Genomic DNA, 20,450 nt, shown 5'->3' on the forward strand with positions numbered 1-20,450 from the left:
ATTGGATCAAACTACTAGAGAATTGATTGCAGAATTTTCACCAATGTGGACCAATAAAGAAATTTGGGAATTTGAACAAATTAATGAAGATCTAACATTTGACGCCGTATACACAGAACCTGGAAAATTTGAATCATGGAAGTCGAAATTATCTCATCCAGATTCAAATATTCGAGACATGATAGTAAGGACATTTGACAATTTCTTAGATGGAAATGAATTGTGGATTGCAAACAAAAATGAAGGAAAACTAGATAAAAAATATGTAGCATATCTTATGTCAGTCATAGTAGATGTAATGATTGAAGAAGAAATTTGTCTTAATTTTAGAATCGATAATGATTGTCTAGTTACAAGAATTGATGAAAAAGCAGATGTGATTGATTGCAAAGAATTTTTTGAGGAATTCTATCATTTAGCAACGGGGTTTAATTTTGATACAGATACTGGAATTCCAGAGGATGAAACAGAAGCGGAAATCTATCTTACTAGGCTACAAGAAGAGTTTGATGAAAAAATGAAAAATAAACTAGGAGCAAAATATATGCCAGGAAACAATGATCCTGACACATTTAATGCCAAGGATTAAAACAATAAGAGATAGTGAGATAATGTCAGAAAGAAAACCATACAGAAATTTTAAAAAAAGAGAACCTAGTTTGACAACAGAGCAAAAAGTTGAACAATTTATTATAAGAAATTCTAAAAATGGTTATTTCACAAAAGTTTCAACTATTTCGTACAAATTTGATGTGTCTGAAGACATGGCATGGAGTATTGTAGGAGAATTATTATCAAATGGTTTGTTTGATTCAATTCATGATGAATATACTGGAGAGATGAAACTTTGTGAAACTGGAAAGGCATATTCAATATTAGATTTAGAAAGAAAAAGGAAGAGAGATAAATTTAGGGAAGGGAAGAAACATTCTAAAAAGAAACAGTCTACACAAAAAGCAAACTCTTAATTTTAAAGTAATTAATAATTATTTCATGGATGATGAGAATTTGCCTGTACAGTGTCATCCAATTTTAAAATCAAAAAAGAAAAAGCAAGCAGTTACAAAAAATGATACAGTGTAAATTATGCGGCACCCCTTTGGGTAACGAACCAACTACTGAAGAACTAGAAGCCCATTGGAAAAAACATCATAATTGGCATTGGGAATCAAACAAAGAAAAATCTCCAGAAGAAGCATTATTGAAAAAAAGATAATCAACGTCTTGGAATAGTGGTCGTTTATAGCATGCCTAGACCACTAATCGAAGGCGTCATTTACTATTCAGCCTCGAGATATAAAAGAAGAAGTATTCATTATTCAAACATTTGTTTAGAATTAGAGAAAAAATTTGATTGATTTTAATAATTTCTAACGTGAGATTTATCAATTTCAATCACCATTATTTTTTATGCGTGAAGATTTTGCAGAATATACAAAATGCAGCTCATGCAGGCAAGCTCTAATTTTTTGTGATTGCAACTGTCCATACTGTGGAAAAAGAGATGAGTGTGATTGTGAATTGATGCCCATAATTGCACCATGAATTATTTTTTAAGTCATGAAAACATTCTTGGATTTTCAAAGCCAGGCAAGAAATCAAATAATTTTTAAACTAAAAACTGTGAAAAAACTCACTTTAGATTTGTAATAGTTATTTTGTCATTAGGGCACATGTCAAAAATAGAGGCATATGATATCAAAGCACGAAAAAAAGTGTCAATGAAAAACCCACAACCATATCTAATGAAAAATGGATCGTGGGCACTAAAAGGAACTAGCGCGGAGACAGGAATCAATCTGTTCAAAATTGTTGGAAGGAAAAAACCATCAATTGGTCAGTCAAAATTTGAAGCATTCAAGAATTTGTTTATGAGTAGACAATGTGAATGTGAAAAACAGTGCTAGAACAGTTTTTTTATTCAGGCTCAAATTTGAAGAGTTCAGCATAGGCATCATTACATAGAAAAATTGGATTATCATGTTTTCCAAAATCGGACAAAATCCAATTTAACTAAAGATATCTGCGGAGTCTTAGCAATTAGAAAGCATTATTTTGATTACAAATGAATTGTCAAGTATGTCATTGGATATTACATGGAAAAACAACTTTTATGGAATATCTTGGGCCTATGAGAAAGATAGACTAGTGGTATCAACAGTTTTTGAGGACAAAAATGAGGCTCTATCCATCGCAAAAGAGATCGAGGATTGGAGTGACAAATTTACTAGACTGACAATAATTGAGAAAGAGAATGATGAGTTTGCAATTTGTGCATATCAAGATCCTCAAATTTCAAAAAATGATAATAATCTAGGGTTGTTTCGAACTGGAATGAGGCAAAGTGGAGGATATGAGCAAGCAAAACCAATGATTGTAGAAAAGCCACCATTATTACAAATTGCATATGCCGCAGATGTCAGAGACATGAACACGTATGAACAGATTTCACGACTAGTTCCAATGCGAAAATGCAGAATCATTTCTGAGAAAGATTTGAAAAAACAAGAATACTATTACGAGAAAACTGCAAATTCTCAAAATTAAAGAAAAAGGTGAGATTCAAAAATTCTAGGATTGAATCTTCACCAGGTATGGTCGGGTAACAATAATAATTCAATTTGTATATAATGAATTACTACTCTTTTGTACTGAGAAATTATACTGATAAATCGTTCATCTTTGTTAAATAGAAAATTCACATATGGTATAATATGCAAGATGACAATAATCAACAAAGTTGGGAAGAAGTAATCGGCCTTTCCTGGCTAATATCAGACGAATAAAATGTCTGCAAATAGTTGCAGTCCCAATTGTTGGTGTAAACTTAAAAAATCAAGTAGCACTAACCAACCGCTTTAGAACGATCTAAAGCATTATTTTTTAATTCACAATATTGATAAAGAAACTTTTTTGTCTTCAAATATGAAATTGGGGCCAAAAATTGTAGTATTCATTTTACTTGTTTCACTATTTGGTAGTGTTTTGGAGATTTGGGGCGGGAGTTGGGACATTACCAGTCATGCAATAGGTGCACCAGAATCATTTTTCACGCCACCACATGCTGTACTATATTCAGGTGTTGGAATATCTCTTGTTGCTGCAATTGCATTATTGTGGATCATTGGAAAAAATAAAGAAATCCGTCATGAATCATTTTCACTGGGTTTGAAATTAATCATTGTTGGAAGTATGATCCAAATAGTTGCAGGCCCAGGGGATTATTTGTGGCATGAATTATTTGGGACAGATGGACTTTTGAGTCCAACTCACCTGACACTCATTACAGGCATTTTGATTCAGTCAGTGGGGATAATTATAGGATTAACAAGGCTGATTCGATATAATTTCAAAGTGATAAAACCTGGATTAACGGTAGGGTTTTCAGCATTATGGTTTATTGTTATTGCATTTATCTTCCAATTTACTTTACCAATTTCTAAAGGAGAAACAATGAACTTGAATCCGGACCCTTATGTTGCTGCAATTATTCTGTCTGCAACCATGCCATTTTTCTGTACATTGATTTTCTGGGGAGCTGTAAAATCTATGAAAAAATTTGGTTGGTCAAGTGCATCAGTTGCAGGATTAATTATTCTTAATATCACAGCAAATGTCATACCAAACGAGTCATTGTGGGGATTTTTGCCATGGTTTGCAGCACCCATGATTGTCACATTATTGGCAGATGCAGTAATGAATGACAAAATCAGAATTAACAAATTCAGAGAGACTGTTGCAGGAGGACTAGTAGGAGCTGTATTCATAATTAATAGTATGCCACTAGTTGGAATGGCCTACATTCAATTTTATGTATTCAGCGGGGTGTCAGGGTATACTTTATTATCAGAATTTTCACAAACTTTGGCAATAATTCTAGTCTTGATAGGCATTCCAGGTGCAATAATGGGAATGATTGCTGTAAAATTAGCTAGAAAGAAAATTTCTATCCCAGTTGAATCTACGACATAGTTTACAAAGATTAAATTCGGTTTTACTATTAGATAGGTATGCATTGTGACGATAAAAGAACTTTGTATATTTTAAAAGAAGACATAAAAAAATCTTGGAAACTGCTAGAAGAATCTGGTTTTAGTAATCAGCAATTGTTGGAGAAGTTCAATAATGCAGTAAGAGATTATTTTGAATGTAAATCTTCAACGATGTAAAAATCATTGTTGAATATCTAGGCACACTTAAGTATTATTTTGACGTAAATGATTAGATGAATTTCGAGAATCTCTTAAAACGAATAATGGATTCGGATGTAAATATCAGACATAGTGCAATTACAGACAATGATGGAAACATTTTAGCAACCAGCCATAGAGAAGGAATTACAAATTATCTGTCTCCAGAAGAGACTGCGGCCTCATTAAAGAGAGCGTCAGTAGCATGGAAAGGAAGAAAAGAATTAGCTCCAAAAATAGGTCAAGGGCTGTATGCTGTTGCAACATTTGAAAAAATCACAAGAATGACGTTTCCACTAGGGGATGATAATTTGATTTTTGTCAGTATGGGGTCTGATACAGTAAGAACAGATGTTCATGAAGGAGGTCAGAAACAAATTATTGAGCATGTTTTGAATATACTAAGCAAAGATCCTACTAAACAATAAACCGAACAGATTTTTTAAAGAAGTTTTTAAATTTGAAACAAGATAAGTGAACACATCTAATTTGACAATGATAGAGCACACCAAAGAATGCAAGTACAGAATGGATAACGATATGCCACATACCAACTGCTCCTGTCAATGCCATAAAATTATCATGGCAGAATCTTCAAAAATGGAATCAAGGACTTTTTGATTCAGGCTCAAAGTTATCAATTATCTCAGTAACACTAGCAAGTATCGTTTCTTTGATTTGAATTTTAGTCATTCCAGATTTGTGCATTAATTTCATTTGATCCATTAAAGAAAAATGTACCCTGCCTTGAAGATAGTCCACAATTCCAAACCCTTTCTTTGGAAATTCTGTTACAAACATATCGTGTTCAGATTCGTCATTACTCATGATATTATTTCTAAAAAACCAGATATAAAATTTCCAAAATGTTCTTTAAACCAAACGTAAAGGAAACGTCATGACAGAATTTGTACACAAGCCATATGACAAAATATACGTCAGAGATATGATAAAGCTGAATCTTGACGATTTAATCGGGATGATGTCATCATTAGAGGCAGCAAACGCCTACTGGGTTGATGGAGTATTGTTTGCCAGTTTTGCCATGACAGAATCAGAAGAACTGGCAAAAAAAGAGATGCAGAATGAAATGTTTCTAGATAAAATTATTTTTGCAGTTTATGACAAATATACAAAAACTGTAAAATCATCGACTAACCTTGAAATTGGAGTTCTGAATATGCAAAAAAGTAATTTGTACAGAGATTTGATTGCATGGTTAAAGACTCAACCAATTTGGAATGAATAAAAAATTAAGATTAATTCCATGAAGGATAGCCGCCTTCCAAAGTGATTGCATTGAATCCTTCTTTTACTAGTTCATCAGCTGCAATATTTCCTCTATAACCGGTTCCACAATAGGTACAAATTTTCTTATCCTTGAGGTGTTCAATCTGTTTTTTCTTTGCATTTCGGATACTCAATCCCAAAGGCATGTGAATAGAGTCCTCAATTTTTCCACCCTCTAGTTCATCAGCTTCTCTGACATCGATTATCACAAAATCATTTTTTTGAGACATTAACTCTTTTGCAGTAATTTTATCTGCCATGAATAACAAAGGATATGCTGTAATTTATTTCTGCACTTTAATTCCTAAGCAATACACGATCCATACTAACCATCATGCATTGAAAATGAATTTGTTCTTCAGTGAGATACCCACATTTATGACAAAAAAATTGATTTGCTTCGTTACAAACATTGCATTTTTTATTAATCTCTAATTCATGACCACAACGTCTGCATGAGTCTTGTTTCATGAAAAATTTTGGATAAAATAGAATTTAAACGGTATGAAAATTAGATCATCCTAATTAGCTTCTTCTAACTAATCAATTCTTTTACATTGTTCTAGCTCTTTCACGCCTAAAATAATAAAAATTCCCCTCTATTATGAAATTAGTTAATTCTCAAAAAGAGTTTAGAAACTAACCTTGACTATTCAAATAATCTGTGTCAAGAGAAAGAAACTACAAAGGTATACATGAACGATAGGTAAATGATAGATATGACTAAGAAATTACCAAGTGGACATAATATTGGCGGTGGCGCTAAACAGAAAAGACGTAAAGAGCACAAACAAGAATCTAACAAAGACTAAGTTGTGAGTAAACTTTTTGTGATTAAATTTGTTTGATTAATTTAAAAAATCATTTATGGCAATCACATGTACAGCTGTTTGGAACACATCTATGAATAATACAATCTCTACAACCTTTACTCCTACCACTTTTTACCCTTAACCGTTCTTTGTCCATCTGTAGCGCCATTTGGTTTTATATGTACAATGAACTTAAGCATTTGGAGTTTACAATTAAGCAAATTATTAAATAAAATGTGAAAAATAAAATTTGTATACAGGTAATAATTTATCAATTCTATATATCTAAAAAGTCAGAAAAAAGTATGGATTTCTAGTCCAAAGGCAATCTTCTATACTTTTCAGATAAACGTTCAGTATTTGATTGAATGAGTTTTTTTCTAAGACTTGAAAATAGGTTTTTAAAAATTTCTATCTTTTGTTCTTTTGTTATCATACTTTAGTAAGCAATTCATCATACATAAAGAAACCACGTCTGAAACTCCAATACGCTTAAGTTAACTGGTCCTACAGAAACCATATGCCATTATTTTGTAAACAATGCAATAGTAGAAGATTACCAGAACATCATGAAGCAGAAAAACAAACAATGTGGCTATGTAAAAAATGTGAGAATTTTGTAGATATGGAAGATACTATCATACGTGAACAAACAGATGAAGAAAGGCAAGAGGTCAAAAGAAAGCTCAAAGAATTTGAAAAAACCATTAACTTTCAAGATGAAAAAATGATAAGAAGAAAAGGCGTAAATTAGTAAAAATTTAGGAAATCAAGGTTATTTTTAATGGTTTAAAATTAAACTTTCAAGAGACAGCCCATAGTATGTATTATCACTAGATTTCAATGTGTTCATCAATTCCATTTTTAATAATTTAATTTCTTTATTCGTTTTCATGTTACTTGTCAAATTACCTCCAAGATAATCATCTCCTTTTAATTTCTCTAAAGCAATAGCTCGCAATCTATTCATTTTTTAATAATATAGCAATCTAAACCGAACAATATGCTTAAGTTCACAGAAAATTCAAAAAATCATTGAGTTTTGATCCTAACTATAAAGCAACACTGATGATTCTAAATGATATTGAGTCGCAGGGGTTGATTCACTTCAATAAAGAATATCACGATGAAGATTTTTTTAGAAATTTCATACAATTTAGGAAAGCATTTTCACATTCAATGAGCGAGTTAATTAGTAAATTAGAAACATTTCAAACTAAACAAGAAGAGATGAATATGTTTACAACATATTCAGAATTGTCATATATCAATTCACAATTAGATGCAATAAAGAAATTTCTAAAAATTATAATCAATCCAATAAAACTTGAAGATGGTTTTGATAAAGACAGTACATTGGAACACATGGTAAAAAGAATTTGTAAAAAAATGAACTATTCAGAGAAGATGCAAAATGCCATAAATGGATTATTTCTATTAGATTTTAAAAATGCCATTACACAACAGCAATATAGAATTCACGAATCAGGAGAAATGGTAATTTACCCCAACGATAAAAAAATGAAAAAATATCTAAACATTAAAGATTTAGCTGATAATTCCAAACAAGCTGCAGAAATTCTTGATGCCATGTTTGACTGGTCAAATGGAAAAGTGCGTACAGAATATGAAAAACCAGAAATATTAGATGACATAGTCAGTGACTTTACAAAACAGGTTCAAGAATTAGATAAAAAACTCGATAATTTATCCTAAAATTATTCCAAACTGTTAAGATAATATTTTTCAACGCGTTCTAGCATGGGTTGAATATAGTCATCACAGTTTTTGATAAATTCTTGTCTAGTATTCTTCTCGCTACTAACTAAAATCACAACTTGGTTGATTTTCTGACCAGTAACCTCTTGAAACATTTGTGCATAACATGTAGTTTGCAAGTAATATTCGTACATGTATTCATCAACCTGAGGCTTTCTTTTTGTTTTATAGTCAATGATTGAAAGTTCGCCATTATATTCTGCAATCAAATCACTAGTTCCTGCAACTTGCAATTTATCAGAATACATTCTTTGTTCTATGCTGGTCACATCAGAAATATTCTCCAAAAAAGGTTTCAGATTATTAAAATGAGCAATAGGCAACAGATCAAATTCATCTAGAGACAAATTATTACTTAGAAAATCCTCAATAATTTTATGTGATTGTGTGCCTATATCTTGAGCTTGTTTTGTAATGTACTCGTGTGCAGGTTCATTTTCCTTCCATATTGCTAAACCATTTTTTTTATGCTCTGGAGCAGTAGCAGATAAAATCGTGCTAATTGATGGATATATTTTATCAAATTTTGTCTGATACCAATGTCCATCTTCTCTTTCCAAAAGTTCTGGCTCCCTAGCTTTCAACATTTGGGTAAAATTTACCAATAAAAATTTCATAGATTAGTAGTTATTGAATCATTTGGAAAAATAAAATATGCATCATGTCATCATTTGTTTGAACTTTTCAAATTCAGATCTAGTTTTAACAAATTGATCAGTTACAATTCTTCTCAATCTAAAGAGATTATCCATTTTGTCATTGATGATAAAAATAGATTCATCGTAGATTACACAATCTATGAACTCATCAGTAGGATATACTGTATACTCAAAAAATTCAGTATCTGTCTGAATTTTAAGCTTAAACCCCATTAACAGCCCCAAGTCCTCGTGTTTGTTCAAAAAACCTATCAAACTAGCCTTAAGACTAGGGTCATTAGGCAGTGATGTATATCGTGATTCATTATCAATATTCTTGTCAATAATGCAAGCAACGGGCTTGCCCTGAGTGTGTAAAACAACAGAATCGTGTGTTAATGTAAACTCTTCAGGATTAGTGATTTTATCTAGCGGCATAACACCAAGAGCAGGGTATTTTATTAATAATTTTTTAATAAAAATTGAAGACTATTCTTCATCATCAGGCTCATTTGCCTTGTCTCGAACCTTTTTCATAACACAAAATTTACTCAGAGTTTTTTTCCATCCCATAGTTTCCATATACAATACAGAGTCTTAAGTATGTTTGAAAAGATCCCATTGGTAATCATAGAATATCATATGTTCATTAATGGTAAATGAGCTAAAAACTTCATTCATGAAATTTTGCTACAATTGCGACACAAGGATGGTACAAAGCTATGAAGATGTTGGAGGGCCGTGGGTATGCCCTAAATGCAATCCCGAAAAAATTCAGATCAAATCCCCAACGTATGGTGTTAATTATTCAGGAAGAACAAAGCAGTGCTCTAAAGGATGCGGTGCTGAAATTTACTGGGATGAGGGATTCAAATCAGACAGTGGAAAGTTCATCCCAATTGATTCAAGAACAGATGAGCCACATAGATGTGATGGACCAACAAAATCAGGAGAATATTTCCCAGATGAAATAAAAAAATATGCCAGAGTAGAGAAAAAAGATCCAGCACCAAAAATTCCGATACCGCAAAGCATTCTTTTTGACATAAACAAGATTCCAAAATCACTAATTGAGAATGACTATATCATCAGAGAGATCATTCAAGGGCATAAAGAAGAATCACTTGCGCTTATCCACTATGAAAGATTGATTGCGCCAGAGGCTGATAAAATCCCAATTGAATCTCTAAAAGATGTCTTATCAGATAACATCATCAAAGGATTAGAAAAGTATGGATTTTCAGGGCTCTTGCCATTTCAAGAAGAATCCATTCGCGAAATTCTAAAAGGAAACAATTCAATAATTTCAGCACCCACAGGCTCAGGAAAGACAGAAGCTTTTGCCATACCAATTCTTCAAAAAATTTCAGAAAATCCCACACCAGGAGTGTTTACCTTACTGGTGTATCCACTAAATGCGCTAATAGATGATCAAGTATCAAAGATATCTGATTTAATTCAGAAATGCAAACTAGGAAACAAAGTTGGAATATACTCCATTCATGGAGGTCAAAGTACAGAATACAAAGACATGATAATTTCAGATGCAAATGAAAAAGCTCTAATCATTGCAACAAATTTTGATTTTATTAATTACCACCTAATTTTACAAGACAAAAAATGGAATGAGTTATTCAAAAATGCAAAAATAATTGTAATAGATGAGGCCCATTCCTATACAAGTTTTCATGGTTCAAACGTGTACCAAGTTCTTAAGAGGATGAAGCGATACATGGGGAAAGTTCAATTTATCGGATCATCTGCTACGCTAGATAACTCAAAAGAGTTTTTTTCAAACATGTTTGATTTACCTGAAAGTTCATTCTCATATATCAAAAGTGAATTTAGAAGGAAGCAAAACATGCACATGTTTTTCATAATGCCTAGAAAATTCAGACAAAGAACTACAATGGAGATGTTATCATCTATTTGTTACAAAAACAAATCGACTCAGCTGGTTTTTAGTAATTCTCACAACGATGCAGAATTTCTTGCATCAAATGTCGAAAATGCAAATGAGGGAATCAGAATTCAAATTCACAGAGGGGGACTAGATCAAAGAGATAGGAAATTGTACGAGTCCCAAATGAAAGCAGGTGAACTTGATGTCCTTTCTTGCACACCCACACTGGAATTAGGAATCGATATCGGACATGTTGATGTAGTAATATCTGCATTCAAAAACGAGTTTGATTCATTTATTCAAAGAATCGGCAGAGCTGGACGGATGGGTCAAAAATCATATGCAATCTGTGTATTTGATCCAGATGATGCGGCATGTCATTATTTTGCACGGCATATCGATGAATATCTAAAACAAGATCACATCATACCAATTAACAAGAAAAATCCCATAATTTCTGACAAACATATCGAATCAGCAGAGATCGAAGAGATATCTGCAACAGAATCAGATAAATCTCAATTTTTTGATTTTGCAAACAGCATAAACTTACGAGGGACATCAGGAGAAATTGGCATCTATTATAATTCTAGAAAAATCGGGACACGTGGAGTTCCTGTAGGATATTATCAATTACATCAAAAGGCAATCTACCATTTTAACAAGCAAAACTATGAGGTTAATTCACTGATTAAATCTCAAAATGGAGCAAGAGCATACCTCGTAAGATCAAATGAAAAGGGCAAGAGGACAATGCCAATAGTCAAAACAAGTATTATTCAGGCATCAGAAGGGAAAGCAAAGCACAGAGAGGTCATCGTAAAAGACAAAAAAATCTCTTTGAGATATGGAATAATCTCTCTAGACAGAACCATTACAGGATATATGAAAGGAAACTACAATGAATCAGCAGACAAATTCACAATGTATAATGGAAGTAGTATATCAGGGTGGAGAAACTTCCATTGGAAATCAAAACATTCAGCAGTAAGCATTACCATACCTTCAGAGTTTCTATCAAAATCAATCTCAAACTCTAAAAGTCCAATAGTCAATGATTCCAGAGTACATACAATTGCCCACGTACTAGTAAATGCAAGCAAGATTTTAACAAAGTCAGAATCAAGTGACATCGATTCATATTATGACAATGGAATAATCTACATATACGATAATTCTTCTGACGGATTTAACGGATGCAGTAAAATTATTTTTGATGAATTTGAAAAAGTTCTCAATATCGCTTTTTCTTTGATAGAGGATTGTGATTGTCCAACGGAGAAAACTGAAGAGAAGGATTGGGGTGGATGTCCAAAATGTACATTCACAACAGGTTATTGTCAGACGAAAAATAAAGAATTGACAAAGAAGGGGGCAAAAGAATTTCTTTTATCTTTTCAAAAACCTTGAATAGATTTTATTTTAATAATGAATCTCTTACCAGCCTAAGTTCGTTTAATCTACTGATTTGTGTATTAATCAAATGATCAAGCGCTTTAGCATAATCAATTGCAGCAAATTTTGAAGGTTTGTCGAAAATTATGTTAACCATTCCTTTTTGTTGTAATGATTTCAACAATCGATAAGTTTCAGTTCGGTAAATTTTTAATTCTTTTCCAACTTTATTTGCATGCTGAGGACCATTTTTTATTAAGTGACGATACACTTTGAATTCATTCTCAGTCGTTCCAAATTTTTTTAAAATTAATTTTATGGAATTTGAAATTGAGTCATATTCACTACCAATAGTTTCCTGTACACCAACTGATGTCATACATCACATTATCTTAATTTCATCATAAAGATTTGTCTCATTTAGATGTGACACATTGCCATTTATTGTAATGAATAATGAACATCACAGAATAGAACAATGCCATTAGGCAGTGTTTTAGCAGTTATAGAATGTCCATCCTGTAGACCTTTCCCACAAACATAGCACTCTACTCTGCTAACCGATGTGGATGTTTTTTCTCTCTTGAGAATCTGCATATTTTGTCTGATTCTATGATTTACCCCCTGCATGATTATACTACGATCAACTAGACTATAAAGGTACCGTACCATACCGTAACAGTGAGATGCCTGAGAAATCAATAATTTAAGACAAAACTAATCAGATCAGAGTCAGCTCATCACTTTAAATAATAAACCACCAGTTTTTTGTTTATGGGTGGACACCTTTGGAAAAACGCAAGCAAAAGTAGTACCTCTAGATTTATCTGAAAATCAATTTCAAATTTACAATAAAATATCAAGAAACTATTCACATTCATTTCTTTTTGAATCCCTAACAGGTCCTGAAGTATTAGCAGAAACATCTGTGATGGGGTTTGATCCTAAAATAATTCTCAAAGGATATTCAGAAAAGGTAGAAATTATTGAAAACGGGAAAAGAACAACTATCAAAACTACAGAGCCATTTGGAGAATTAAAAAAATTACTTGGAAAATCAAATGATCAAACCTATCGATATCTAGGAGGAGCAGTAGGAGTAGTAAATTACGACGCAGTTAGATTAGTAGAAAACATTGCAGATACACATGGGGCCTCTCAACCATTAATGGAATTTGGAATTTATGATGACGGAATATTATATGACAAAATACATGAGAAACTATTCTATTTTTATCATGACGAGAACAGATTTGATAAATTAGTGATAGGAGATGATTCCTTTGGAGAATTTCACTCAAGTGATGTTACAGCAAACATGGATGAAGTAAAATATTCTGAAATTGTAAACAAGGCAAAAAAATACATTCATGATGGAGATATTTTCCAAGTAGTACTATCTAGAAAATTCGCATTTGACACCGATGGAGACAATTTGACATTATACAAAACACTAAGAAAATTAAATCCATCACCATACATGTATCATTTAAAACAAGACTCAAAAACAATTATCGGTGCATCGCCTGAAATGTTAGTAAGGATTACAGGAGACAAAGTAGAAACATTTCCAATTGCAGGCACTAGGAAAATAACCGACGATGAAGAAAAAAACAAGGCTTTGTCAGAAGAACTAATTCATGATGAAAAGGAATTAGCAGAGCATACAATGTTAGTGGATTTGGGTAGAAATGATATTGGCAGAGTTTGCAGATATGGAACTGTTCATCCAGAATCATTAATGGAAATAAAACGATTCAGTCATGTCCAGCACATTGTCAGTCATGTAGTGGGTAATTTAGCACCTGAAAACGACATGTTTGATGCGTTTCAAGCAGTATTTCCAGCAGGAACTGTATCAGGAGCCCCAAAGGTGAGAGCCATGGAAATAATTGACGAACTGGAAACAGAGGCCAGAGGGCCATATGCGGGGGCAGTAGGTTATTTTTCTTACAACGGATGTTGTGATTTTGCAATTGCCATTAGAAGCATATTCATTGAAAATGGTAAAGGATTTGTCCAATCAGGTGCAGGTATAGTTTCAGACTCGGTAGCTGAAAACGAATTCAAAGAAACAGAACACAAGGCAGGAGCTATGCTTCAAGCATTAAAGGAGGCAGCCAGTTGAAATTTTTGATCATAGACAATTATGATTCGTTTGTATACAACATTGCTCAATACCTTGGAGAACTTGGAGTAGAGTGTGATGTAATTAGAAATGACAAGATTACATTATCTCAGATCAAAGAGAGAAAGTATGATGCAATAATTATCTCCCCAGGTCCAGGAACACCTGAAGATAAAAAATACTTTGGAGTATGCTCAGATGTAATCAAAGACATGGGATCCCATACCCCAATTCTAGGAGTTTGTCTAGGACATCAAGGAATTATTGATGCATTTGGAGGCAAAGTAACTAATGCAGGATGTATAAGACATGGAAAGACCAGTCCTGTGAACCATACAAATTCAAAATTATTTACAGATGTAAAAAACCCATTTAGAGCAACAAGGTACCATAGTTTAGTCGGAGATAAAACAGTAATTCCAGATATTTTAGAAGTAACAGCAACCGCATCAGATGATGGGGAAGTTATGGCAATTCAACATAAAGAATACCTGATTCAAGGAGTGCAATTTCATCCAGAATCAATAATGACAGAAGACGGGAAAAAAATTCTGTACAATTTCATAAAGCAAGTAAAGGAGAGAAAGAATTGATTTCAGAACTAATTACAAAGTTACAAGAAAAAACAGACCTGACATATGACGAAATGACTCAGTTGATGACAGAGGTTCTTTCAGGAAAAACAGACGACACCCAAAATGCCAATTTTTTATCTAGCCTTGCAGAAAAAGGAGAAACAGACGATGAATTATTAGGAATGCTTGACAAAATGCAAGAATTTTCACTCAAAATTGAGCCTAAAAATCAAGGGACAGTAATAGACATGTGTGGTACAGGAGGGGACAAATTGCAGACATTCAACATCTCAACCACAGCGTCATTTGTAGTAGCAGCATCTGGAGGAATTGTGGCCAAACACGGCAATCGCTCCAGTTCAGGAGTTTCTGGAAGTGCAGATATTTTCGAATATTTCGGCTATGACTTGGATTTAGAACCACCAAAAATTGCAGATATTTTAGAAAAGCACAACATCTGTTTCATGTTTGCACAAAAATTTCATCCTGCAATGAAACATGTGTCAGCAGCTAGAAAACAATTAGGAAAAAGAACGGCATTTAATTTACTTGGCCCACTATCAAATCCTGCAGGAGTAAAAAATCAGCTAGTAGGAGTATTCTCTATAGAATATTTGGATAGATTACCATTAATTCTCAAAAGAAAAGGAGCAGAGAATGTTATGACAGTTAGGTCAGATGATGGAATGGATGAATTTTCAACTAGTACTACAAATCGTGTATGTGTATTGAAAAATGATAAAGTGTTAATGAATGCAATTGATCCTGAAGTGGTAGGCTTACACAAATCATCTCTTCGTGATATTCAAATAAAGACAAAAGAAGAAGCTATAAAGTCATTTGTTGGAGTATTAAATAATTCTGCAAATCAAGCAATGATTGAGACCACAGCTCTTAATGCCGCAGGAGGGTTGATTGTTGCAAATATTTCCAAGAACTTTGAAGAAGCAGTTGAACTAGCATTAAACACAATAAAAAGTGGGAAAGCATATTCATTGTTAGAGAAGTTTGTTCAAGATACTGGAGATGTTGCAAAACTAAGGGAGATTAACAATGGCTGAAAACATTCTACGAAAACTGGTAAGCAATTCCCAGATGGCAATTAATGACGGAGTTTATGAGGTGGATGCAAATTTGGAAAAATCTACCAAAGACTTTATCCAAATTATCAATACAAATCTACATGCAACATTGCTTACTGAGATAAAATTTGCATCCCCATCCTTAGGAAAAATTCGAACATTAACTGATCCAGTAAGCATTGCAAATCAAATGATTGCAGGAGGCTCAAAAGCCCTCTCAGTTTTGACTCAACCACACCTATTTCATGGCTCGCCAGAATATTTCATTAAAGTCAGAGAGGCAGTGGATGTGCCAATGCTCATGAAAGACATCATGATTGATAAAATCCAAATTGATGCGGCAAAGAAGATTGGTGCAGATTTTATGTTAGTTATTCAATCGCTTTATGATCAAAAGTTCCTCTCAGATATAGATGAGTTCATAGACTATGGTCACAAACAAGGATTGCAGATTTTGCTTGAAGTACATACAAAACAAGAATTACAAAATGCACTAAAGACAGAAGCGGATCTCATTGGAATTAATAACAGGAATTTAGATACTTTAGAAATAGATCTAAAAACTACGGAGACCATTCTTCTAGGAGAAGAAAAAACAAGACCAATACTATCTGAAAGCGGGATAAATACACCTGAAGACATCCAATATCTAAAAAAGTGCGGAGCAGATGCATTTCTAATAGGATCAAGCATTATGAAAAGTGACAACATTGAAGAAGAGGTAAAGAAATTGGTGAATGCATATTGAAGTATCCTAAAAACGGAAGATTTGGAGAATTTGGCGGAAAGTATATTCCAGAAACTTTGGTGCCGGCAATAGAAGAGCTAGAAGAAAATTATCTTAAATTTAAAAATGATAAAAAATTCAAAAAAGAATTAGATTACTATCTTAAGGTGTATGCAGGAAGACCAACGCCGCTGTACTATGCAAAGAATTTATCTGAAAAGATTGGCGGCGCTAAAATCTATCTTAAACGAGAAGACCTGCTTCATGGAGGAGCTCATAAAATTAACAACACGTTGGGTCAAGCACTACTTGCAAAAAAGATGAACAAAAAAAGAATCATTGCAGAAACAGGAGCTGGTCAGCATGGAGTAGCAACAGCAATGGCATGTGCCGCATTGGGAATGAAAGCAGAAGTATACATGGGATATAGAGATACAGTTAGGCAAAAACAAAACGTATTTCGAATGAACATGCTTGGTTGTGATGTACACCCAGTAAAATCAGGCTCTAAAACTCTCAAAGATGCAATCAATGAAGCAATTCGTGATTGGATTACAAATGTAGAGAATACGTACTATTTACTTGGTTCAGCAGTAGGCCCACATCCATATCCTGTAATGGTGAGAGATTTTCAAAGCGTGATTGGGAATGAAATTAAATCACAGATGAAAAAAATCAACAACAAGGCACCAGATACTGTAATTGCATGTGTCGGAGGGGGTTCTAATGCAATTGGAACGTTTTATCCGTTGGTAGATACTAATTCAGAGATTATCGGCGTAGAAGCTGCAGGCCATGGATTGAAATCAAAAATGCATTCAGCAACATTGTCTGTAGGAACCAAAGGGGTTCTGCATGGAATGATGACGTACTTGTTACAAGACAAAGAAGGTCAGATTACAGAGACTCATAGTATTTCTGCAGGGTTAGATTATCCAGGGGTGGGCCCTGAACATTCATACTATAAAGACACCAAACGAGTAAAATATCATGCAGCAACGGATGCAGAAGTTATTGACGCATTTCTTACATTAACAAGGACAGAAGGAATTATTCCAGCTTTGGAATCATCTCATGCAATTGCAGAAGCTATGAAAGTTGCAAGAAAGAGTAAAAAATCTGAATCAATTGTAGTTACTCTTTCAGGAAGAGGAGACAAAGACATCGAAGAAGTACAAAATTATTTGAATAAACATGTCAAGAATTAAAGAAAAGTTTTCAGAGTTACAGGCTAGAAACCAAAAAGCTCTGATATCATACATTATGGCAGGGTTTCCAAACGAGAAAGCAACCATATCCACCATTAGAGGATTGGTCAAGGGAGGAGTAGATATCATAGAGATTGGATTTCCATTTTCAGATCCTCTAGCTGACGGACCAGTCATTCAGAATGCAAGTACAGTATCCCTAGAAAAAGGAACAAAGATTGCAAAGTTTTTCAATCTTGTAAAAAAAATAAGAAAAGAAACAGACATCCCCCTTATTCTAATGACATATACCAATATTTTGTACCATAAAGGATACGCAAAATTCATTGTAGAAGCAAAAAGAGCAGGTATCGATGGTTTTATTCTTCCAGACATGTCAATAGAAGAGTCAAAAGAATACTTGAAGGCAGCAAAGAATAACGCAGATACAATATTCTTAATTTCTCCAAATACAAGCAAAACAAGAATTCAGAAAATATCTAAGGTAACATCAGGGTTTTTGTATCTGGTTGCAGTATTTGGCACTACAGGAATAAAAACAGGAATTAAAAAATATACAATAGATGCAATCAAGCAAGTCAAAAAACAGACCAAGGGAAAAATTCCAGTAGGGGTCGGATTTGGAGTTTCAACACCAGATGACGTAAAAAAATACATCAAAGCAGGGGCAGATGCCGTAATTGTCGGAAGTGCATATTTGAAATTGATTGAAAAGACCCCACAAAATCAACTAGAGTCAAAAATTGCATCATTTACAAAAAGTCTCAAAAAACAAACAATCCTTTAGAACAATATCGTCTGAGTTGGCGGTCAAGTATGCAAACTTTCATGAAGGGGAACTCGATTTCAGTTAATGGCCGCCAAACTAGATGTTCTCGCATAATATTACATAATGAAAAATAAAAAAATAACGTTTGCAATCTCTAAAATTCATTTGAAAATGGAGAAATTAATTTACAAGTGTAAAGATCGCAAATTTCTCAATAAAATTATGAACTATCTAAAATGATAGCAGGGTTATTTAATTATGATCGACAAAACATACAAAAACCAGATACTCGTTTCATTAATGTGCAGACGAAGTTCATTTTTGTCACAGGTGGTGTGATGTCTGGCCTTGGAAAAGGTGTAACTACTTCCTCGATTGCTAAATTATTACAATTAGCAGATCAAAAAGTATCATGTGTCAAAATAGATCCATATCTCAATTATGATGCAGGAACTATGAATCCTGTAGCTCATGGCGAAGTTTTCGTCACCGATGACGGAGGGGAATGTGACATGGATATTGGAAACTATGAAAGATTTCTAAATCAAAACATACCTAAAAGCCACAATATTACCACAGCACAAGTTTATTCATCCGTAATAGAGGCAGAACGAAAAGGGGAGTATCTAGGAGCATGTGTCCAAATCATCCCCCACATTACAGATGAAATCAAAAACAGAATTACAAATATTGCTGAAGATGAAAAATTAGACTTTTTGATTGTAGAATGTGGTGGAACTGTAGGGGATATTGAATCGCTGCCATTCTTAGAAGCATTAAGACAAATGAGAGTTGAAGAAGGACCAGAGAATGTGATTTTTGTACATGTCACGTTGGCACCATCTCTAGATGTAGTAGGAGAACAAAAAACAAAACCAACTCAGCATAGTGTTCAAGAATTAAGAAGAATTGGTATTCAGCCAGACTTTTTGGCAGTAAGATGTACTTTGCCATTAGAAGAAAAAACAAAGAAAAAGATTGCGATGTTTACAAATGTCACTCCAAAAGATGTACTATCATGCCATGATGCAAAATCAATTTTTGAAGTTCCACAGATGCTATACGATCAAGGAATAATGGATTCGATATTTACAAAGTTTGGAAAAGTTGGAATGGTCAATGCATCATCTAATTGGGACAAGTGGAATGAGATTGCTCAAACCATGGTAAATCATGAAAATGATAAAGTCAAGATAGCAATGATTGGAAAATATGTTACGTTACCCGATAGTTATGTGAGCGTGAATCATGCACTAAAGCATGCAGGGGCAGCAATTGGCAAATCAGTGGATATCGATTGGATAGATTCTGAATCAATTACAGATTATAACATTTTATCAAACTATGACGGGATTTTAGTCCCAGGAGGATTTGGCACAAGAGGTTCTGAAGGAATTATTCAGACTGCAAATTATGCTCGTGAAAAAAACATACCATACCTAGGAATTTGTTTTGGATTCCAGTTAGCAGCAATTGCATTTGGAAGAAATGTAATGAAGTTAGAGGATGCAAATTCTACAGAAATTAAAGCAGATACAAAAAATCCAATTGTAGATTTGCTACCAGAACAAAAAGATGTTTCAGATATGGGAGGATCATTGAGATTAGGAGCAAATGATGTAATCATCAAAGACAATACAAATGCCCAAAAAATTTACAGTGCTTTAACAATAAGTAAGCGCCATAGACATAGATATGAAATCAACAAAGACTACATTCCAGAGTTTGAAAAGAAAGGATTGATATTTTCTGCATATAGTGACGGAGGCAAAAGAATGGAGATGTTAGAAATCCCATCCCATAAATTCTATCTCGGAGTTCAATTCCACCCAGAATTTAACAGTAGGCCCGGATTTCCAGAAGAGTCATTTTCAGCATTTCTTAAAGCAGCATCTAAAAAATAATTTCTTGCAAAAATCAGATCAATATCCCATTTCTTAATGCATATCAAAAA

General features: G+C 33.6%; 25 protein-coding genes. 19 read left to right on the plus strand and 6 right to left on the minus strand.

Annotated features, from left to right (window positions below):
• Position 1: 1 nt before the first annotated feature.
• The 8 genes from NSED_RS05090 to NSED_RS05115 all read left to right on the plus strand — a co-directional run bounded on the left by NSED_RS05090 (position 2) and on the right by NSED_RS05115 (position 4,618).
• The gene (locus NSED_RS05090) at positions 2-589 is read left to right on the plus strand and encodes a hypothetical protein (RefSeq protein ID WP_014965181.1); all 588 of its coding nucleotides are present in this window, start codon (positions 2-4) and stop codon (positions 587-589) included.
• 22 nt (positions 590-611) lie between these two features.
• Positions 612-968, plus strand: coding sequence for a hypothetical protein (locus tag NSED_RS05095; RefSeq protein ID WP_232212408.1), 357 nt, complete (start codon positions 612-614; stop codon positions 966-968).
• A gap of 442 nt (positions 969-1,410) precedes the next feature.
• Positions 1,411-1,545, plus strand: a complete 135-nt coding sequence (locus NSED_RS10960) for a hypothetical protein (protein WP_272942438.1) — start codon at positions 1,411-1,413, stop codon at positions 1,543-1,545.
• Positions 1,546-1,673: 128 nt separating this feature from the next.
• Positions 1,674-1,907: a hypothetical protein gene (locus tag NSED_RS05100; RefSeq protein ID WP_026090122.1), complete on the plus strand. Its 234-nt coding sequence runs from the start codon at positions 1,674-1,676 to the stop codon at positions 1,905-1,907.
• 172 nt (positions 1,908-2,079) lie between these two features.
• A complete protein-coding gene (locus NSED_RS05105; RefSeq protein ID WP_014965184.1) occupies positions 2,080-2,547 on the plus strand; it encodes a hypothetical protein in 468 nt (155 codons plus the stop codon).
• 378 nt (positions 2,548-2,925) lie between these two features.
• Positions 2,926-3,972, plus strand: coding sequence for a hypothetical protein (locus tag NSED_RS05110; protein ID WP_014965185.1), 1,047 nt, complete (start codon positions 2,926-2,928; stop codon positions 3,970-3,972).
• Positions 3,973-4,010: 38 nt separating this feature from the next.
• On the plus strand, positions 4,011-4,169 hold the full coding sequence (locus tag NSED_RS10485) for a hypothetical protein (protein ID WP_016940335.1): 159 nt from the start codon (positions 4,011-4,013) through the stop codon (positions 4,167-4,169).
• 56 nt (positions 4,170-4,225) lie between these two features.
• Positions 4,226-4,618: a hypothetical protein gene (locus NSED_RS05115; protein ID WP_232212407.1), complete on the plus strand. Its 393-nt coding sequence runs from the start codon at positions 4,226-4,228 to the stop codon at positions 4,616-4,618.
• A 178-nt stretch (positions 4,619-4,796) separates the two neighbouring features.
• Here NSED_RS05115 and NSED_RS05120 read toward each other — a convergent pair whose 3' ends face one another.
• Positions 4,797-5,018: a hypothetical protein gene (locus tag NSED_RS05120; RefSeq protein ID WP_014965187.1), complete on the minus strand. Its 222-nt coding sequence runs from the start codon at positions 5,016-5,018 to the stop codon at positions 4,797-4,799.
• Between the two features lie 70 nt (positions 5,019-5,088).
• On the opposite strand from NSED_RS05120, the gene NSED_RS05125 reads away from it, so the two are divergent.
• Positions 5,089-5,439 carry a hypothetical protein gene (locus tag NSED_RS05125; RefSeq protein ID WP_014965188.1) on the plus strand — a complete coding sequence of 117 codons (351 nt, stop codon included), beginning with the start codon at positions 5,089-5,091 and terminating at the stop codon, positions 5,437-5,439.
• Positions 5,440-5,449: 10 nt separating this feature from the next.
• On the opposite strand, the gene NSED_RS05130 is transcribed toward NSED_RS05125, so the two are convergent.
• Positions 5,450-5,740 carry a rhodanese-like domain-containing protein gene (locus tag NSED_RS05130; RefSeq protein WP_016940334.1) on the minus strand — a complete coding sequence of 97 codons (291 nt, stop codon included), beginning with the start codon at positions 5,738-5,740 and terminating at the stop codon, positions 5,450-5,452.
• 1,072 nt (positions 5,741-6,812) lie between these two features.
• On the opposite strand from NSED_RS05130, the gene NSED_RS05135 reads away from it, so the two are divergent.
• On the plus strand, positions 6,813-7,046 hold the full coding sequence (locus tag NSED_RS05135) for a hypothetical protein (protein ID WP_014965190.1): 234 nt from the start codon (positions 6,813-6,815) through the stop codon (positions 7,044-7,046).
• A 281-nt stretch (positions 7,047-7,327) separates the two neighbouring features.
• On the plus strand, positions 7,328-8,008 hold the full coding sequence (locus NSED_RS05145) for a V-type ATP synthase subunit I domain-containing protein (protein ID WP_014965191.1): 681 nt from the start codon (positions 7,328-7,330) through the stop codon (positions 8,006-8,008).
• Positions 8,009-8,010: 2 nt separating this feature from the next.
• Here the strand turns inward: NSED_RS05145 and NSED_RS05150 are convergent, their stop codons facing one another.
• Positions 8,011-8,658, minus strand: coding sequence for a PD-(D/E)XK nuclease family protein (locus NSED_RS05150; RefSeq protein ID WP_232212405.1), 648 nt, complete (start codon positions 8,656-8,658; stop codon positions 8,011-8,013).
• Between the two features lie 72 nt (positions 8,659-8,730).
• The gene (locus tag NSED_RS05155; protein ID WP_014965193.1) at positions 8,731-9,147 is read right to left on the minus strand and encodes a hypothetical protein; all 417 of its coding nucleotides are present in this window, start codon (positions 9,145-9,147) and stop codon (positions 8,731-8,733) included.
• A 271-nt stretch (positions 9,148-9,418) separates the two neighbouring features.
• Between NSED_RS05155 and NSED_RS05160 the strand changes: the two genes are divergently transcribed.
• Positions 9,419-12,022 carry a DEAD/DEAH box helicase gene (locus NSED_RS05160; protein WP_016940329.1) on the plus strand — a complete coding sequence of 868 codons (2,604 nt, stop codon included), beginning with the start codon at positions 9,419-9,421 and terminating at the stop codon, positions 12,020-12,022.
• Positions 12,023-12,029: 7 nt separating this feature from the next.
• Here NSED_RS05160 and NSED_RS05165 read toward each other — a convergent pair whose 3' ends face one another.
• Together NSED_RS05165 and NSED_RS10295 are read right to left on the minus strand one after the other, a co-directional pair.
• Positions 12,030-12,386 carry a TrmB family transcriptional regulator gene (locus tag NSED_RS05165; RefSeq protein ID WP_014965195.1) on the minus strand — a complete coding sequence of 119 codons (357 nt, stop codon included), beginning with the start codon at positions 12,384-12,386 and terminating at the stop codon, positions 12,030-12,032.
• Positions 12,387-12,448: 62 nt separating this feature from the next.
• Positions 12,449-12,679, minus strand: coding sequence for a hypothetical protein (locus tag NSED_RS10295; RefSeq protein WP_232212404.1), 231 nt, complete (start codon positions 12,677-12,679; stop codon positions 12,449-12,451).
• 106 nt (positions 12,680-12,785) lie between these two features.
• On the opposite strand from NSED_RS10295, the gene NSED_RS05170 reads away from it, so the two are divergent.
• The 7 genes from NSED_RS05170 to pyrG all read left to right on the plus strand — a co-directional run bounded on the left by NSED_RS05170 (position 12,786) and on the right by pyrG (position 20,400).
• The gene (locus tag NSED_RS05170; RefSeq protein WP_014965196.1) at positions 12,786-14,135 is read left to right on the plus strand and encodes an anthranilate synthase component I family protein; all 1,350 of its coding nucleotides are present in this window, start codon (positions 12,786-12,788) and stop codon (positions 14,133-14,135) included.
• The gene (locus NSED_RS05175; protein ID WP_014965197.1) at positions 14,132-14,728 is read left to right on the plus strand and encodes an anthranilate synthase component II; all 597 of its coding nucleotides are present in this window, start codon (positions 14,132-14,134) and stop codon (positions 14,726-14,728) included. The genes NSED_RS05170 and NSED_RS05175 overlap by 4 nt, the downstream gene beginning before the upstream one ends.
• Entirely contained in the window at positions 14,725-15,771 is a 1,047-nt protein-coding gene (gene trpD, locus NSED_RS05180) for an anthranilate phosphoribosyltransferase (RefSeq protein ID WP_014965198.1), read from the plus strand. Before NSED_RS05175 ends, trpD begins: the two co-directional genes overlap by 4 nt.
• Positions 15,764-16,540: an indole-3-glycerol phosphate synthase TrpC gene (locus NSED_RS05185; RefSeq protein ID WP_014965199.1), complete on the plus strand. Its 777-nt coding sequence runs from the start codon at positions 15,764-15,766 to the stop codon at positions 16,538-16,540. The genes trpD and NSED_RS05185 overlap by 8 nt, the downstream gene beginning before the upstream one ends.
• The gene (gene trpB, locus NSED_RS05190) at positions 16,537-17,727 is read left to right on the plus strand and encodes a tryptophan synthase subunit beta (protein WP_014965200.1); all 1,191 of its coding nucleotides are present in this window, start codon (positions 16,537-16,539) and stop codon (positions 17,725-17,727) included. Before NSED_RS05185 ends, trpB begins: the two co-directional genes overlap by 4 nt.
• Complete coding sequence (trpA, locus tag NSED_RS05195) at positions 17,714-18,514, plus strand: tryptophan synthase subunit alpha (protein WP_014965201.1); 801 nt, start codon at positions 17,714-17,716, stop codon at positions 18,512-18,514. Before trpB ends, trpA begins: the two co-directional genes overlap by 14 nt.
• Before the next feature lie 218 nt (positions 18,515-18,732).
• A complete protein-coding gene (pyrG, locus tag NSED_RS05200; RefSeq protein WP_014965202.1) occupies positions 18,733-20,400 on the plus strand; it encodes a glutamine hydrolyzing CTP synthase in 1,668 nt (555 codons plus the stop codon).
• Positions 20,401-20,450: the final 50 nt, after the last annotated feature.

The sequence above is a fragment of the Candidatus Nitrosopumilus sediminis genome (genome assembly GCF_000299395.1).
GTDB classification, from domain to species: Archaea; Thermoproteota; Nitrososphaeria; order Nitrososphaerales; family Nitrosopumilaceae; genus Nitrosopumilus; species Nitrosopumilus sediminis.